Source organism: Sphingosinicellaceae bacterium, assembly GCA_019285715.1.
In the GTDB taxonomy this organism is placed as follows: Bacteria; Pseudomonadota; Alphaproteobacteria; order Sphingomonadales; family Sphingomonadaceae; genus Glacieibacterium.
The window spans coordinates 971547-987963 of the sequence record CP079108.1 but is presented as its reverse complement, the minus strand read 5'-3'; the positions used below and the strand labels follow the sequence as shown (position 1 = coordinate 987963).

Here is a 16417-nt window from a genome sequence, read left to right as displayed (position 1 = left end):
GCGTTGCTCGGCTTGCGGTTCCGCTTGCAGGCCGATAGTCATTCAACTCTGCTGATTGCAACGTCGCTGCTGCTGAACCTGACCTGCCGGGACCGCTGGGGCCGGGTCCGGCCGCCTCTTTCGTGCCATCCACTTGCCTGCTCGTTCATGAACCCGCTTGCCCTACGTAGACGTCCCCGTCTTAGTTAATAGAAGAAAGCAACTCTTAGTCTTGCGGTAAGAGTATCCCGAGTGAATATCTGCTTCGGTAACGGAATATTCTCACATTCCGGTTAGAAGCCGAGTCGGGTGTTTGAGGGGCAGTCCAATGTCGATCCTTTTCAAAATCGCCTGTGTGGCTATTGGCGTGTGCATGGTAACGCCCGTAGTGGCGCAGGTGTCTCTCAGTTACAGTTATGACGAACTGGGGCGCCTTAAACAGGCCAACTACCCCAGCGGCGTTGTCATCAAATTCACGTATGATGCCGCAGGCAGAGGCTAGGTGACTGCGGTTCGCCGCCTCGCTGGCAGCACGGCCGCGTCCACCCGAACATCCTCTACTCCTGCGGACGGACGGCGACATTGAAGCTGTCGCGGTCTTCATGCAGCGCACGATCCCGGCCGACGAGCTGGTATCGACGGCACGGACAGTACTTGGAATTGCGCCCGCACTTTGGGCCGGTATGAACGGTCGTCAGTGCGAGCGCTATCGCTAGACGAGCCTAATCCTTCTTATGCTCCGCATACACCACCAGCTTCCAGATGATCGCACCGGTATGCGGCTTCTCATGCTGGGGCGGAAGCGGCTGACGCTTATTGGATGCGACCTCATGCCCGCAGCTTTGGCACCGGTAGATGCCTGAGTGCGGGCAGGCGGTTCCCGGCTTGTAAGTGTTTTCAAAAGCAGCGCCGGAACCCTTTCGGACTACGGATGCGTCTTGGTAGATAGCCATATAACGATTGCCTTATATGTATCGACAATCGCCCTTGACGCTTCCGGGGATCGGCATAGAGTAAAGTCGGGCGCACCCATCTGACCCGCGAGCGATTGCCATCGTTGCGGATCGACCGAGGCCGGACGTTGGTAGCGTCCGGCCTCAATCGTTCGTATTAGTTGTTCGTTAAACGTTCCGGAGAGTCAACAGGCGGTGCGCTGGAGTCTGTGGATTGCGGTTTCAAGACCACATCTTGTGTTTGCGCCATCGTCGAAAGTGCGCTGCTTTTCGGCCTACTGTCTGGGCAGCGTCAGCCTGCCGATAGGTCAGGCGCTTGCCGGACGCGCCTGACGGAGCTTCGTCGGCGCGCTCGCTGTCGCTGATCTTGGTGTTGTAGCGGAGACCGAACTCGGCAGTATAGTGCGACCGGTGCGCCTCTCTCCTTTTCTGATACGTTTCGATGACACCGCGCCTGACGATCGAGAAGAAGTTCCGACGGTGTTGCTGCTCTTAAAAATGCCGGGCGTGACGTCCTCGCGAGCGTAGTGGTTTAAGCTGCCATGCGCGGAAACTTGCAGCCGACATAGGTGTAGACCTTGCCTTCGTCGGCCATCAGATACGGGTGACGCGAGAACCTTGAACGACCACGGCGCCGCCGGATGCGGTGGCCTGCGCTTGGACAGGATCGCCATCCGACAGCTTTGAGTTCGCCAAGGCGACGAGCATGGTGATTTCCGTCCGACGCATAAGCTCAGGATTTTCGAACGCAGATCGTCATTCGCAAGCGACATACCTCTGTGAGGTTCGAGTGTTCTATTATACCGGCCCCGGTGAGTGACGTGCAATCGGCTGATTAGGCCTCCGAGGCAAGCGACCGTCGCCGATGCGGCGGTCGCCCCCGGGACAGCGCACCCCCTGTGACACGGGTCACCCTATGCAGCCCTCTCAAGCGCACGTTTCTGCGCCTTAAGTTGTGTCAGGACTGTTTTAGCGTGGGAAACGTCGGACTCCAAGTGGTGCGAACAGCCTGCGTGCCGACCGGCTTCCGTCGATCAGTGGCGCGGGCTGAAGATACGGAAGCCGAGACGGCGAGCAGCGTCGCGGCGAGATCCGAAGCACGGCAGTGTGCCATCCTCGGTTTCGGTTCGCCGAGCCGCATCGGCTTGCCTCAAGCCGCGGTCTTCGACGCCCCAGCATCGGGCGTGAGCCTCGACGCCTAGCTCCGCGTCGGAATACGGGCGATCACCTTGATCTCGAAGTCGAAACCGGCGAGCCAGTTGACGCCGATCGCGGTCCAGGTCGGATACGGCGGCTCCCCGAACACCTCAGCCTTCACGGCCATGATCGTCTCAAACTGTTCTTCCGGATTGGTATGGAACGTCATCACGTCGACGATATCGTCGAACCCGCATCCTCCGGCCGAAAGCGTGGCTTCCAGGTTGGCGAAGGCCAATCGGACCTGGCCGGCGAAGTCGGACTCGGGCGAGCCGTCGTCACGGCTGCCGACCTGCCCGGAGACGAACAGGAGGTCGTCGGAGCGGATCGCCGCGGAATAGCCGTGCGCCTCGTAGAGGGCGTGCCGGGACGCCGGAAAGATCGCATCGCGTTGCTTCATGTGTTGGATCCTCTCTCGCCGCTCGATGGCGGCCGAGCCTGTCGCCGACGCCAAGCGGTTGCTTGGCGACGAACAGGCTCATATACGTCACGTATGGCAAATACTGAACATACGAGGCGTATGTCAAATGCTTGCCGATCGCTGCCTGATGTCGAGGCGCCACGGTCTTGAAACGCCGCATCGACACGGTGGAGGAGAACCGTGCCAAGCTGATCTCGGCCGCACGCGGGGCGTTCGCCGAGAAGGGCTTCGCCGGGGCGTCGATGGATGAACTCACCGCGCAGGTTGGGCTTACGCGGGGGGCGCTCTACCACAACTTCGGTGGCAAGACGGGGCTGCTCGCCGCCGTCGTCGCGCAGGTGGACGGCGAGATGGCTGAGCGCGCGCGGGCGGCAGGAGCGGCGGCGGTAACCGGCTGGGAAGCCCTACTCGCGGAAGGGGAGGCCTACATCGAGATGGCGCTTGATCCGGAAGTACGACGCATCGTGCTTCTGGACGGCCCGGCGTTCCTTGGCGATCCCTCCCGCTGGCCGAGCCAGAATACCTGCCTGGAAATGACGAAGCAGGCCGTCGACAAGCTCATCTCGGAAAGTGTCATCCGCCGGGTGGATGCCGCGGCGGCCGCCCGCCTCCTCAGTGGCGCCGCCTTGAACGCAGCTCTGTGGGTCGCGGCGGATGATGAGCCGCGAACAGCTCTGCCAAAGGCGATAGAGGTGTTTCGGAGATTGGCCGCCGGTCTATTGGCGTGACGGGCGGAGCCACGTCACAACTCGCCACACCCGTCCTAGCGGAGCGCGGCGCAATTAAGCGTCGTTCGCCGGCCAGGTGGTGATCTCTGCCGCCGGTGATCCGGTGGCCGGGTCGACCGCGAGGATCGCAACGGTGCCGCCGGCGTAGGGGCTACCCAGTGCGGGCCTCCGGGGCGTCATCGTGGTTCAGCCGTCGCCGGCCTTCGGCCTGGCCCTGGTCGGAACCGGAGCCGCACGGGTCACCTGCTGCTCTTCATGTCGCGTCATCAGCGAGAGCATCAGGTCTTCGTCCGCGCTCGACATGATGCCAAGCACGGTGGCCTCGTCGCAGCCATCTGCCGCCAGATAGGCGTGGCCCATGGTCGAATCGATGTAGATGGACTGCCCGGGCGTGAGGATGACCGGATCGTAGAAGTCCGTGTTGACCACCACCCGCCCTTCCAACACGTAGATGTACTCCTCGCCGGCATGATGGACGAGGTCACCGAACTGCTCCGCAGTCTTGGCCCTGATCCTGGTGACCACCGGAATCATGCGCTTCCGACGCAGCTCCGTGCAGAGATAGAAGTAGTCGTAGTTCTGCGTTTCGACCCGCACCGCATGCTCGAGCGTCCCGATGCTGCGGCGGGCGGTGACCGTCGGCACCGCGTCCTCGGCGGGCTCTGCGAACAGTTCCGACATGCGCAAGCCGAGCCGCTGACTGAGAAGATAGAGTTTGTCGTACGTCAGCGTCAGTCGGTCATGCTCGACCTTCGACAGAGTCGAGACCGGGATGCCGCTCTTCGCGCTCATCTCCTTCAGGGTCCAGCCCTCGCGGCTGCGGAGATTGCGCAGCAGTGCGCCGAGTGTCGGGGCAGCAGCGGACATGGTTCAGCGAGCATCCTGGTTGACGGTTTTTCCATTTGGGACCACACCGTCCCAATCGGAGCAAGAGAGGCCCAGCTTATCCCTTGAACCGTAGCGGAGCAATCCCGGCACACGAGGACAGGCCATGAAGTTGAAATCGATACTGGTCGCGGCTCTGTTCGCGAGCGGGGCGGTTCAGGCGCAGGATGGCGGAGCCCCGGCCCCGTCGCTCAAGCCCGCGCTCGCGCCCGCGTCGCAGGCCGCCGCGTCGACGCTACCGGCGCGCGCTCCGACGGCCACGTCGGGGCGAGAGCTGACCAAGGCTGATGTCGATACGTGGCTCGAGGGCTACATGCCCTATGCCCTGCGCAGTGCCGACATACCCGGAGCGGTCGTCGCGGTCGTCAAGGACGGCAAGCTCCTGAGCGCGCGCGGTTTCGGGTTCGCCGATGCCGAGAAGCGAACACCGGTCGATCCGGAGCGCACCCTGTTCCGGCCGGGATCGGTTTCGAAGCTGTTCACCTGGACCGCGGTGATGCAGCTCGTCGAGCAGCACAAGCTCGACCTCGACGCCGATGTCGACACCTACCTCGACTTCAGGATTCCGCCGCTCGACGGCAGGCCGGTGACCATGCGGCAGCTGATGACCCACACCGGCGGCTTCGAGGAGGCGGCAAAGGGCATCATCACCTATGACGGTGCCGAGAATCCGGCGCTCGGCGCCTATCTGAAGCGGTGGACGCCGACCCGCATATTCGCGCCCGGCACGACGCCGGCCTACTCCAACTGGGCGACGGCGCTCGCCGCCTACATCGTCCAGCGCGTTTCCCACGAGGACTTCGACACCTACCTCGAGCATCACATCTTCCAGCCGCTCGGAATGCGCAATGCGACGTTCCGCCAACCGCTGCCGGCCGCGCTCGCGGCCCAGATGGCCACGGGATATCCCAAGCCCGGCGAGCCCAAGGGCTTCGAGTTCATCGGCCCGGCGCCGGCAGGCTCGGCGTCCGCAACCGGCACCGACATGGCGCGCTTCATGCTGGCCCACTTGCAGCGCGGCGAGCTTGACGGACAGCGCATCCTCCAGCCCGCCACCGCCGACATGATGCACGACAGCCCGCTGTCGCGGGTCGATCCGCGGTCGCTGGTGCCGCCGCTCAACCGCATGGAGCTGGGCTTCTTCGAGACCAACATCAACGGGCGCGAGGTCATCGGCCACCTCGGCGACACCTCGGCGTTCCACACGTCGCTGCACCTGTTCATGAAAGACGGAGTAGGCTTCTACGTCTCGTTCAACGGCTCGGGAAAGGCGGCAGCGGTACAGGCGTTGCGGACCGCGATTTTCGAGGATTTCGCGGACCGGTATTTTCCCGATGTCGCACCGCCAGACGGCCGGGTCGACGCCAAGACGGCGGCGGAGCATGTCCGGATGATGGCCGGCAACTGGATCGCCAGCCGACGCCCGGAATCGTCGTTCCTGTCGGCGATATACTGGCTCGGCGGCCAGACGACGATCGCGGCGGGGCCGAAAGGCGAACTGATCATACCGAGCGTCGTCAACGCCGCCGGACGGCCACGGCACTGGGTCGAGATCGCACCGTTCGTATGGCGGAATGTCGACGGCCACGACCGCATCGCCGCGAAGGTCGAGAACGGCAAGGTCGTGCGCTGGAGCTTCGATCTAGCAGCACCGTTCGAAGTGTTCGATCCCGTCCCCGCGAGCCGCTCGGCGACGTGGCTGGTACCTACGCTCGCCGTCGGCCTTGGCGTGATGCTCCTCACCGCGCTGTTCTGGCCCATCGCCTGGATCGTCCGGCGCAACCTGAAGGTGCCCTTGACCATCACGGGCCCGGCGCTGCGTGCCCGGCGGGCGACGCAGCTGACCGCAGCCCTGGCCGTCCTGCTGGTCGCGGGCTGGTTCGGTGTCGCGACCGCGATCCTCAGTGCGTCCGGCGGGACGGCAGGGTATGATCCGCTGCTCTGGGTGCTGCAGATCGCCGGCGCCGTCGTCTTCGTCGGCATGGTGCTGGTCAGCGGCGGGAACCTGTGGATCGCCCTGACCGACCATCGCGGCTGGATGCGCAAGCTGTGGGCCGTACTGGTGTTCGCGTCGGCGCTGGTGGTTCTCTACGTCGCCGTAACGTTCAATCTCATGGCGATGACGGTCAACTACTGATGGGCCTGCTGCTCGAAGTCGCCACCGAGACATTGCGCCTAAAGGAGCCGTTCCGGATCTCGGGATACGTGTTCGAGACCTGGGACGTGGTTCGCGTCACGCTGTCGGATGGCGGGCACCGCGGTCGTGGAGAAGGAGGCGGTGCCTATTTCCTAGGCGACGACGTCCCGAACATGCTGGCTCAGATCGAGGCGGCGCGGGCGCTGATCCAAGCTCGGCCTAGCCGGACGGAACTGCTGTGTCTGATGCCGGCCGGCGGCGCGCGCAACGCCGTGGACTGTGCCTTGTGGGAGCTCGAGGCGGCGCATGCCGATGTGCCGGTGTGGGAGCTCGCCGGTCTCGACCCACCGCGCCCGCTGCGAACGACCTTCACCATTGGTGCCGACGAGCCCGACGCGATGGCGGCGCGCGCACGGCGCTACGCCGAGGCTCGCTCGATCAAGGTCAAGCTCACCGGCGACATCGATCTCGACCTGACCCGCGTGGCGGCGATCCGCACCGCGCGGCCCGACGTCTGGATCGGCGTCGACGGCAATCAGGGCTTCGTGCGAAGCGAACTCGACCGACTGGTCGCAGGGCTGGTCAAGCACGGGGTGGCGCTGCTCGAGCAGCCGCTGCGCCGTGGCAGCGAGGCCGACCTCGACGGCTACCGCTCGCCGATACCGATTGCGGGCGATGAGAGCCTGCTGACAGGTGCCGATATCGAGACGGCGGCTGGCCGCTTCGACGTGGTCAACATCAAGCTCGACAAGTGCGGCGGGCTCACCGAGGGCCTTGCGATGGCGGCTGCTGCGCGACGGCAAGGCATGGGCGTCATGGTCGGCTGCATGGTCGGGACCGGCCTGGCGATGGCCCCGGCGTTCGTGCTCGGCCAATCGTGCGACCTGGTGGACCTGGACGGACCTACCTTCATTTCTAACGACCTGGGGTCGAGCGTCACCTACTCGAGCGGCCGCATCTGGTCGGGCCCGCAGGTCTGGGGTGGCTAGCACGGCCGCCGAGCCGGCGTGGTTCGGTCAGCCGCGCGGGCTGACAGTGCTGTTCCTGACCAACATGTGGGAGCAGTTCTCCTACTACGGAATGCGGGCGCTGCTGGTCTACTACATGACCAAGCAGCTGATGATCGGGCAAGCGAACGCCTCGTTCATCTACGGCGCCTACACCGCGACCGCCTACTTCACGCCGATCATCGGCGGTCAGATCGCCGACCGCTGGCTGGGCCAGCGTCGCGCCGTCATCGCCGGTGCGATGATCATGGCGGCGGGCCACTTCATGATGGCGTTCGAACCGCTGTTCTACGTCGCATTGACGACCATCGCGGTCGGTAACGGCCTGTTCCTTCCCAGCCTGCCGGCCCAGGTCGGCGAACTATACCGACGCGACGACCCGCGCCGCGGCTGGGCGTTCAACGTCTACTACGTCGGGATTAACATCGGGGGGTTCCTCGCGCCGTTGATCTGCGGGACCGTGGGCGAGATCTACGGCTGGCATTACGGCTTTGCGATCGCCGGGTTCGGGATGCTCGGCGGCCTGATCATCTACCTGTCGGGTCAGCGCTACCTGCCGCCGCCGACGCCGCGCCGCATAGCTTCGAGCGTAGCCGCCGGGGGCCTCGACCGCCGGACCGTGCTGTTGCTGATCGGGGTCGGCGTCGCGGTGACGCTGTTCCGTTCGGCCTACGAGCAGGTGGGCAACACCGTCGCGCTCTGGGCCGACACCGGCATCGACCGCTCCGTCGCGGGGTGGCTCATCCCGATGACCTGGTTCCAGTCCCTCAATCCCCTGTTCGTAATGCTGCTGACCCCTTTTCTGTTGGCGTGGTGGCGCCAACGCGCACTGCTGCGGCCGGAGCCACGTGCCACGCGCCGCATGGCGACCGGCGCGCTGGTTGTCGCCGCCGCGTATGGACTTCTCGCGCTCGTCGCGTGGGTCAATCCGGGCGAGCGCGCCGGATGGCCCTGGCTGGTCACGTTCTTCATGATCTTCACCGTGGGAGAGCTTTTCATTCTGCCCACCGGGCTCGGCCTCTTCGCCCGCCTGGCGCCACCGCAACTTGGTGCGACCACCGTCGCGGCCTGGTTCCTCATCACCTTCACCGGCAGCCTCAGCGCCGGTCTGGTCGGCAGCTTGTGGAGCCGGATGGCGCCACCCGTCTTCTTTGCTCTGCTGGCGGCACTGGCCGTGGCCTCAGCGCTCGTCCTGCACAATCTGGCAACACCCGGCGACGAAAAAGAACCTGCTGCGAAATCCGATTGACAGTTCTCGAATTGGGACAATATTGTCTTGTATAGGCGTGACTAGGTTCACGCTGCCAACATGTCCGCGTCGGGGTCCGGCACGTGCACGAACGGAGAATCCTGATGATCAGCATACGCAGCCTGTTGATGGCTTCGGTCGGCTCGGTTGCGATCGCGGGTGCTGGGCATGCCCAAGCCGTGATCGGTCAGGCGGACGCGAATTCCGTGGCAACCGGCGAGGACATCATCGTCACGGCGCAGAAGCGCAATCAGGCGCTGATCGACGTCCCCCAGTCGGTCTCGGTGATCACGGGCGCAACGCTTGAACGCCAGCAGGCGGTGACGTTCGGCGACTACCTGAAGAACGTCCCCGGCCTGCAGATCAACCAGTCGAACCCCGGTGAGGCGCGCCTGATCCTCCGCGGCATCAACACCGGCGGCGTCGCCTCCACGGTCGCGGTCTACGTCGACGAGGTGCCGTTCGGGTCGAGCACCGGTCTTGCCAACGGTGCGACGCTGGCGGGCGACTTCGACACCTTCGACATCGCGCAGATCGAAATCCTGCGCGGCCCGCAGGGCACGCTGTACGGGGCCAATTCCCTCGGCGGCCTGCTCAAGTTCGTCACAAACGCCCCGCAGACCGACAAGCTCGTGGTGCGCGGCCGCGCCGGTGTCGAGACGGTCAGCGGCGGCCAGATCGGCTACTACGGCAATGCCGTCGTCAACGTGCCGCTGGGCGACACGTTGGCGGTGCGTGCTTCGGGCTTCTACCGCAAGGACGGAGGGTTCATCGATTCGATCGGCACGGGCGGCTCGAACGTCCAGAAGAACATCAACGGCGACCGCACCTACGGCGGTCGCGCATCGTTGCTGTTCAAGCCCTCGGACCGCGCCTCCTTCCGCCTGACGGCGATCGCGCAGAACATCGACGTCAACGCGCCGACCGTGGTCGACGCCGATCCACTGACCCTCAGGCAGCTCTACGGCGGCGACACCGTATCTCAGTTCGTGCCGCAGTTCAGAGACATCCGCTACCGCGTCTACACCGGCACCGCGAACGTCGATCTCGGTTTCGCCGACCTGACTTCGGCGAGCGGTTACAGCACCCAGAAGCAATCCCGGCGTGAGGACTTCAGCGCCAACCTCAGTCCGCTGATCGCCGCCGTCTTCGGGACGCCCAACAACCTGTTCCTTAGCCAGCGCACGAACAACGAGAAGTACGATCAGGAACTGCGCCTGTCGTCGGGCAACCGGATCAGCTTCCTGGATATCGTCGCCGGCGCCTATTATACGCACGAGAAGGCGCTGATCTCTCAGCAATATAATGCGGTGAACCCGGGCACGCTTACGCCCGTCGCAGGTCTGCCGCTGCTCGCCGACGTCAATCTGCGGTCGCGCTACGAGGAGATCGCCGGCTTCGGCAATGTCACCGTCCATCTCGGCGACCGCTTCGATGTCGACCTCGGCGGCCGCTACAGCCACAACAAGCAGCGCGCCGCGCAGACCACGGCGGGGGCGCTGGCGGGCGGCACCAACGTGCTCCCGATCTCGCGTTCGAGCGATAACGTGTTCACCTACTCGGTCGCACCGAAGTTCAAGCTGACCCCTGACGCGTCGCTCTATGCGCGCGTCGCCAAGGGTTATCGTCCAGGCGGCCCCAACGCGCTCGCACCCGGGGCGCCGGCCGGCACGCCGCGCGATTTCGGCCCCGACACGGTGATCAGCTACGAGGCCGGCTTCAAGGGGCAGACCGCCGACAACAGCTTCTCGTTGGAGGTCTCGGGCTTCTACATCGACTGGAGCAGGATCCAGTTGCTGGCGGTCATCAACGGCTTCGGCGTCAACACCAACGCCGGCAAGGCGCGGAGTGAAGGTGCCGAGTTCACCGCCACCGCACGTCCAGCCCCCGGCCTCGTCTTCTCGGTCAATGGCGCTTACACCGACGCTAAGCTGACGCAGGATGCGCCCGCCATCGTCGGCGGCCTGCGCGGCGACCCACTGCCATTCTCGCCGAAAATCAGTGTCAGCGCCAACGGCGACTACACTTGGAACCTGAGCGAAGCCGTCAAAGCGTTCGCTGGCGCGTCGGTGCGACTGCTGTCGCGCCAGTATGCCAACTTCGACACCACCTACACGCCGATCAGCGGTCGCTCCCAGCCCCGCGTGCCTTCCTACGAGGTGGTCGACCTGCGCGCCGGCGTCGATTTCGGCCGCTTCACGCTCGAGGCCTACGCCAAGAACCTGACCGACAGCGGCGGCATCGTCTCGGTAAGTCCGCGCACCGCGAACGGCTTCAACCTGCGCCCGGCAGGTGCCGTCGGAACCGGTATCATCCGCCCGCGCACCGTCGGCGTTGCCCTGACCGCGGCGTACTGAGTCGTGGCCCAGGCCGCGCAGGTGGCGACATCGGGACCGGCGGACGACCCGCGACCGGCGCTGCCCGGACCGTATCTCCTTTTCCTCGGCGACACGGTCGAGGACGGGTTCGCCAAGACCGCGCACGGCTTGGCGGACTGGGCCGGTGAGCGCTGTATCGGGGAGCTCGCGCTGCCGGGTGCGGCGGTCACGACCGGCCTGCCGCGCATGAACCCCGCCGCCGCGGCGGCAGCGGGCGCTCGGGCCTTGGTCATCGGCGTGGCGGCGCGCGGAGGTTCGATCCCGCCGGCCTGGTACGCGACCTTGCTCGCGGCATTGGAGGCGGGGCTCGACCTCGTGTCCGGAATGCACGCCCGGCTTGCCGAGATCGACGTCCTGCGCGCTGCCGCCGAACGTCTCGGCCGCCGCCTTATCGACGTGCGCGTGCCGCCGCCCGGTCTTGCCGTCGCCAGCGGCGCGCGGCGTCCCGGCCGGCGGTTGCTGACCGTCGGCACCGACTGCGCGCTGGGGAAGAAGTACACCGCTCTGGCGATCGCGCGTGGTCTGCGGGAACGCGGCATCGACGCGAGCTTCCGCGCCACCGGCCAGACCGGCATCATGATCGCCGGCGCCGGCATACCCATGGATGCCGTCGTCTCGGACTTCCTGGCGGGCGCAGCCGAGCAGCTGAGCCCTGCCGCCACCCCTGACCATCTCGACGTCATCGAGGGCCAGGGCTCGTTGTTCCACCCCTCCTACGCGGCCGTGTCGCTTGGCCTGTTGCACGGTAGCCAGCCCGATCTGTTCGTCGTCTGCCACGAACCCGGCCGCACGGTCCTGCTCGGTTCGCCGGACTTCCAGGTGCCGTCGATCGAGGCGGTGATCGACTTGACGATCGCGCTCGGGCGCCTGACCAACCCGCACATCCGTTGTGTCGGGATCAGCCTCAACACCGGACATGTGACCGCCACCGCCGCCGCCGCCGAGATCGCGGCCACCGCCGCCCGGCTCGGCATGCCCGCGGCCGACCCCATACGCGGCGGCCCTGCGTTCGACGATCTGCTCGACGCCTGCATGGCATGAGGTCCGCGGCCGCCAGCGGGACGGCGCGCTGGTTCCAGCGCCTCGTCCTGCCCGGCCTCGCGTTCAAGGCCGTCGTCATCGGCGGCGGCTATGCGACGGGCCGCGAGATCGCCGAGTTCTTCCTGCCCGCCGGCGCATGGGGCGGCCTCGCGGCGATGGCGCTAGCGACGGCGATCTGGAGCAGCGTCGCCGCGCTCACCTTCCTGCTCGCCCACCGTGCCCGCGCCGACAACTACCGCACTTTCTTCAAGATCCTGCTCGGCCGCTACTGGATCGCCTTCGAGATCGCCTACGCCTTCTTCATCGTGCTCGTGCTGGCGGTCTTCGGAGCGGCCGCCGGCGAAATCGGCCATGCGACCCTTGGCGTTCCGAAGCTGGCCGGGACGTTCGCCTTGATGGCCTCGATCGCCGTCGTCGTCGCCTTCGGCAACGACGCGGTCGAACGATTGTTCGCCTGGGTGTCGGTGCTGCTGTACGGCGTCTACATCCTGTTCTTCGGGCTGGCGCTGACCACCTTCGGCGACCGCATCGGTGCGGCCTTCGCCGCGCCGACGATTCCGACCAGCGGCTGGGCGGCTGGCGGCATCACCTATGCCGCCTACAACATCGTCGGCGCGGTGATCATCCTGCCGGTCCTGCGCCATCTCGGCTCCGATCGCGACGCGGTTGTCGCAGGCCTCGGCGCAGGCGTGCTCGCCATGCTGCCGGCGGTGCTGTTCTTCGTCTGCATGACCGCCTTCATGCCGGAGATCGCCGCTCAGGCGCTGCCGTCCGACGACCTGCTCACCCGTATCGGCCAGCCTTGGTTTCGTTACCTGTTCCAGTTGATGATCTTCGCGGCGCTGCTCGAAAGCGGCACCGGGGCGGTCCATGCGATCAACGAGAGGATCGCCGGCGCCGCCCACGGCCGCCCCCTGACGAGGGCGCAACGGGGCATCGGCGCGCTGGTCCTGCTCGCCGTCTGCATGTTGGTGGCCGAACGGGTGGGCCTCGTCGCGCTGATTGCCGGAGGCTACCGCCTGCTCGCCTGGACAGTCCTCGCCGTCTACGTCATCCCGCTGGCGACCCGCGGGCTTTGGCTGCTCTTTCATCCACGCCTTGTTGGGGAAGTCCTATGAGAAGCCTCGTAGTTCTGCTGGCGCTTGCATGCGCCGTGCCGGCGCTCGCCGCTCCACCCACGAATTTCGATGCTCGCGTCGAAGCTCTGCGACAAAAGGTCGGCGTTCCGGGCATGGCCGTCGCCATCGTCGAGGACGGAAAGGTCGTACTCGCGCGCGGTTACGGCGTCCGCAAGCTCGGCGGTTCCGAACCGGTCGACGCCGATACCCTGTTCATGACCGGCTCCACCGGCAAGGCGATGACGGTCGCGGCACTGGCGACGCTGGTCGACGCCGGCAAGCTGGGCTGGGACGACAAGGTCGCGGACCGCCTGCCCGGCTTCCAGATGTACGACGCCTGGGTGACGCGCGAGATGACGGTGCGCGACCTGCTCGTCCACCGCAGCGGCCTCGGCCTAGGTGCAGGGGACCTGCTCTTCGTGCCGCACGGTAGCCTGTCGCGAGCCGAGATCGTCCACCGGCTCCGCTACATCAAGCCGACGACCAGCTTCCGCAGCGGCTATGCCTACGACAACATCCTCTACACCGTCGCGGGGGCGTTGATCGAGGCGGTCAGCGGCCAGGGTTACGAGGACTACCTGCGCGACCACGTCTTCAAGCCGGCGGGCATGGTGAGTTCGACCGCCGACCCGGCGGTTCGCCTGGCCACCGTCGACCGTGCCCAGCCGCATGCGCGGATCGGCGGTACCGTGCGGGGGTTGGCGCCGCAGCGGATGCTCGACGAGCATGACCAGCTCGGCCAGTCCTCGGCACCGGCGGGACTGCTGGCGATCAGCGCCGCCGACATGGCCAAGTGGCTGCAGCTGCAACTGGCGCACGGCAAGCTGCCGGGGGGCGGCCGGCTGTTCAGTGAGACGTCGTCGGCGGAAATGTGGCAGCCGGTGACGATCGAGCCGATCGCCGCCCCGCCGCCCGAACTGGCCGGGACCGAGCCGAGCTTCCTGAACTACGCCCTCGGGTGGGAGGTCCGCGACTACGCCGGCGCGAAGATCATCTGGCATGCGGGAGGCGTGTTCGGATTCGTCACATCGGTTGTTCTGATCCCTGAGAAGAACGTCGCCTTCGCGATCACGCTGAACAGCGAGGACAGCTCGCTACGGCTGGGTCTCATGTACGAGCTGCTCGACCACTATCTGGGCCGACCGCCGCAGGACTGGCCCGCGCGCTACGCCGCCTACGTCGAGCGTCGGCTGACAACATCCGCGGCGACGGTCACGCAGCGCGCAGCGACGCCGGCGCAGGTAGGTCCGTCGCTGCCTCTGGCGCGCTACGCCGGCAGCTACGCCGATCCGTGGTACGGCACGGTCAGGGTCGGTTCGGACGCCAAGGGCCTCGCCATCGACTTCACGACCACGCCGGGAATGACTGGCCGGCTCGTGCACTGGCAGTATGACAGCTTCATCGCCCGCTTCGACGATCCGGGTACCGAACCCGCCTACGTCACCTTCGCGCTAGATGCTGACGGGAAGGTCGAGCGGGTCGCGATGAAGCCGGTGTCACCGACTGCGGACTTCTCGTTCGACTATCAGGACCTGCAGCTTACACCCCTGAAATAGGAGATTGGCATGAGCTCGGTCCGCCATCTGGCCGTGTCCGTCGTCGCGGTCGCGATCGCGGCGTCAGTGCAAGCTGCACCTCGAGGTTATGACGTCGTGATAAGGGGCGGCACGGTCTACGACGGCAGCGGCGGTAAACCCTTCCCTGCCGATGTGGCCGTCACCGGTGACCGGATCGCCGCGATCGCGCCGCATCTGCCTGGCCATGGCGCGACCGAAGTCGACGCGCGGGGGAAGGCCGTCTCGCCCGGGTTCATCAACATGCTCGCCCATCCGGAGGAGAGCCTGATCGCCGATGGTCGCGCGGTCTCCGACATCACCCAAGGCGTCACACTCGAGGTCATGGGCGAGTTCTCGATGGGTCCGCTGTCACCGGCGATGAAGGCGCTCGCGGTGAAGCGGCAGGGCGACATCAGGTACCCGGTCGGCTGGACGACGCTCGGCGAGTATCTCGCGATGCTCGAGAAGCGCGGCATCGCCCCGAACGTCGCGTCGTTCGTCGGCGCCGGCACCGTGCGGGAGAACCTGCTGGGCGAAGCCGACGTGCAGCCGAATCCTGTGCAGCTGACGGCGATGCAGGGGCTCGTCCGGCAGGCCATGGAGGAGGGCGCGCTCGGGCTGAGCACGGCGCTCATCTACGCGCCCAACACCTACGCCAAGACACCTGAGCTAATCGCGCTCGCCAAGGTGTCGGCGGCATGCGGCGGCATCTACACGGTCCACATGCGGAGCGAGGGCGACCGGTTGGAGGCAGGCGTTCAGGAGACGATCGACATCGCGCGGGCCTCCGGCGCGCCGGCGGAGATCTACCACTTCAAGCAGGCCGGCCGCGACAACTGGAGCAAGATCGACCACATCATCGCGATGATCGAAGCGGCACGCGCCCAGGGCACGCGGATCACGTCCGACATGTACCTGTACACCGCGGGTGCGACCGGCCTCGACGCTGCGATGCCGTCGTGGGTGCAGGACGGCGGGCTGGAGGCGTGGATCGCGCGGCTTAAGGACCCGGCCATCCGGGAGAGGGTCCGTGCCGAGATGCGGACGGCGCACCCCGCCACTTGGGAGAACCTATACGCGGGCGCCGGGCCCGACGGCCTGCTGCTGCTCGGGTTCAACAAACCCAAACTCAAGCCGCTGGCCGGGAAGACGCTCGCCCAGGTCGCCCGGGAACGCGGCACCACCCCCGAGGACACCGCCATGGACCTCGTCATCGAGGACGGCAGCCGCGTCGGCGTCGCGTACTTCCTGATGGACGAGGCGAACGTGCGCCGCGCCGTCAAGCTGCCGTGGATGAGCTTCGGTTCCGACGCCGACGCGCCCGCCCCCGAAGGCGTCTTCCTGCTCAGCAAGACCCACCCGCGCACCTACGGCAACTTCGCGCGGCTGCTTGGCCACTATGTCCGCGAGACCGGCGACGTGACGCTGCCCGACGCGATCCACCGGCTGACCAGCCTGCCGGCGGACAACCTGTCGCTGCCCGATCGCGGCCGGCTCAAGGTTGGTGCCTATGCCGACGTCGTCGTGTTCGATCCTGCGACCATCGCCGATCACTCGACCTACGAGCGGCCTGATCAGCTTGCGACGGGCGTCGAGACCGTCCTGGTCAACGGGCGGTTGGCGCTGCGGGGCGGTAAACCCACTGGCGCCGCGACGGGGCGGGTGGTGCGCGGTCGAGCCTGGACGGGCGCGGCCGGCGGCGGCTGCAAAGCCGACGCGGCCAGTTGGACCCGGAGCAAGTGAAGAGGCACCGTGCTGACCGCAGGCG

Annotated in this window: 12 protein-coding genes; 10 read left to right on the top strand and 2 right to left on the bottom strand. The window is 66.4% G+C overall.

Annotation, left to right across the window (positions count from 1 at the left end):
- The first annotated feature begins 307 nt into the window (after nucleotides 1-307).
- Nucleotides 308-481, top strand: coding sequence for an RHS repeat protein (locus KX816_04625; protein ID QXQ07319.1), 174 nt, complete (start codon nucleotides 308-310; stop codon nucleotides 479-481).
- A 1649-nt stretch (nucleotides 482-2130) separates the two neighbouring features.
- Here KX816_04625 and KX816_04620 read toward each other — a convergent pair.
- The gene (locus tag KX816_04620; protein ID QXQ07318.1) at nucleotides 2131-2529 is read right to left on the bottom strand and encodes a RidA family protein; all 399 of its coding nucleotides are present in this window, start codon (nucleotides 2527-2529) and stop codon (nucleotides 2131-2133) included.
- A gap of 188 nt (nucleotides 2530-2717) precedes the next feature.
- Here KX816_04620 and KX816_04615 point away from each other — a divergent pair, with 188 nt between their 5' ends.
- Nucleotides 2718-3278, top strand: a complete 561-nt coding sequence (locus KX816_04615; protein ID QXQ08405.1) for a TetR/AcrR family transcriptional regulator — start codon at nucleotides 2718-2720, stop codon at nucleotides 3276-3278.
- A gap of 186 nt (nucleotides 3279-3464) precedes the next feature.
- Here KX816_04615 and KX816_04610 read toward each other — a convergent pair whose 3' ends face one another.
- Entirely contained in the window at nucleotides 3465-4145 is a 681-nt protein-coding gene (locus tag KX816_04610; protein QXQ07317.1) for an XRE family transcriptional regulator, read from the bottom strand.
- A 124-nt stretch (nucleotides 4146-4269) separates the two neighbouring features.
- Between KX816_04610 and KX816_04605 the strand changes: the two genes are divergently transcribed.
- The 8 genes from KX816_04605 to KX816_04570 all read left to right on the top strand — a co-directional run bounded on the left by KX816_04605 (nucleotide 4270) and on the right by KX816_04570 (nucleotide 16392).
- On the top strand, nucleotides 4270-6300 hold the full coding sequence (locus tag KX816_04605) for a serine hydrolase (protein ID QXQ07316.1): 2031 nt from the start codon (nucleotides 4270-4272) through the stop codon (nucleotides 6298-6300).
- Entirely contained in the window at nucleotides 6300-7289 is a 990-nt protein-coding gene (locus KX816_04600; GenBank protein ID QXQ07315.1) for a dipeptide epimerase, read from the top strand. The genes KX816_04605 and KX816_04600 overlap by 1 nt, the downstream gene beginning before the upstream one ends.
- Entirely contained in the window at nucleotides 7282-8556 is a 1275-nt protein-coding gene (locus KX816_04595) for a peptide MFS transporter (protein ID QXQ07314.1), read from the top strand. The genes KX816_04600 and KX816_04595 overlap by 8 nt, the downstream gene beginning before the upstream one ends.
- A gap of 104 nt (nucleotides 8557-8660) precedes the next feature.
- Nucleotides 8661-10913, top strand: a complete 2253-nt coding sequence (locus tag KX816_04590; protein QXQ07313.1) for a TonB-dependent receptor — start codon at nucleotides 8661-8663, stop codon at nucleotides 10911-10913.
- A 3-nt stretch (nucleotides 10914-10916) separates the two neighbouring features.
- Nucleotides 10917-11975 carry a DUF1611 domain-containing protein gene (locus KX816_04585; protein ID QXQ07312.1) on the top strand — a complete coding sequence of 353 codons (1059 nt, stop codon included), beginning with the start codon at nucleotides 10917-10919 and terminating at the stop codon, nucleotides 11973-11975.
- Nucleotides 11972-13093 carry a hypothetical protein gene (locus KX816_04580; GenBank protein QXQ07311.1) on the top strand — a complete coding sequence of 374 codons (1122 nt, stop codon included), beginning with the start codon at nucleotides 11972-11974 and terminating at the stop codon, nucleotides 13091-13093. Before KX816_04585 ends, KX816_04580 begins: the two co-directional genes overlap by 4 nt.
- Nucleotides 13090-14649: a serine hydrolase gene (locus KX816_04575; protein ID QXQ07310.1), complete on the top strand. Its 1560-nt coding sequence runs from the start codon at nucleotides 13090-13092 to the stop codon at nucleotides 14647-14649. The genes KX816_04580 and KX816_04575 overlap by 4 nt, the downstream gene beginning before the upstream one ends.
- 9 nt (nucleotides 14650-14658) lie before the next feature.
- Nucleotides 14659-16392 carry a D-aminoacylase gene (locus KX816_04570; protein QXQ07309.1) on the top strand — a complete coding sequence of 578 codons (1734 nt, stop codon included), beginning with the start codon at nucleotides 14659-14661 and terminating at the stop codon, nucleotides 16390-16392.
- The last annotated feature ends 25 nt before the right edge of the window (nucleotides 16393-16417 follow it).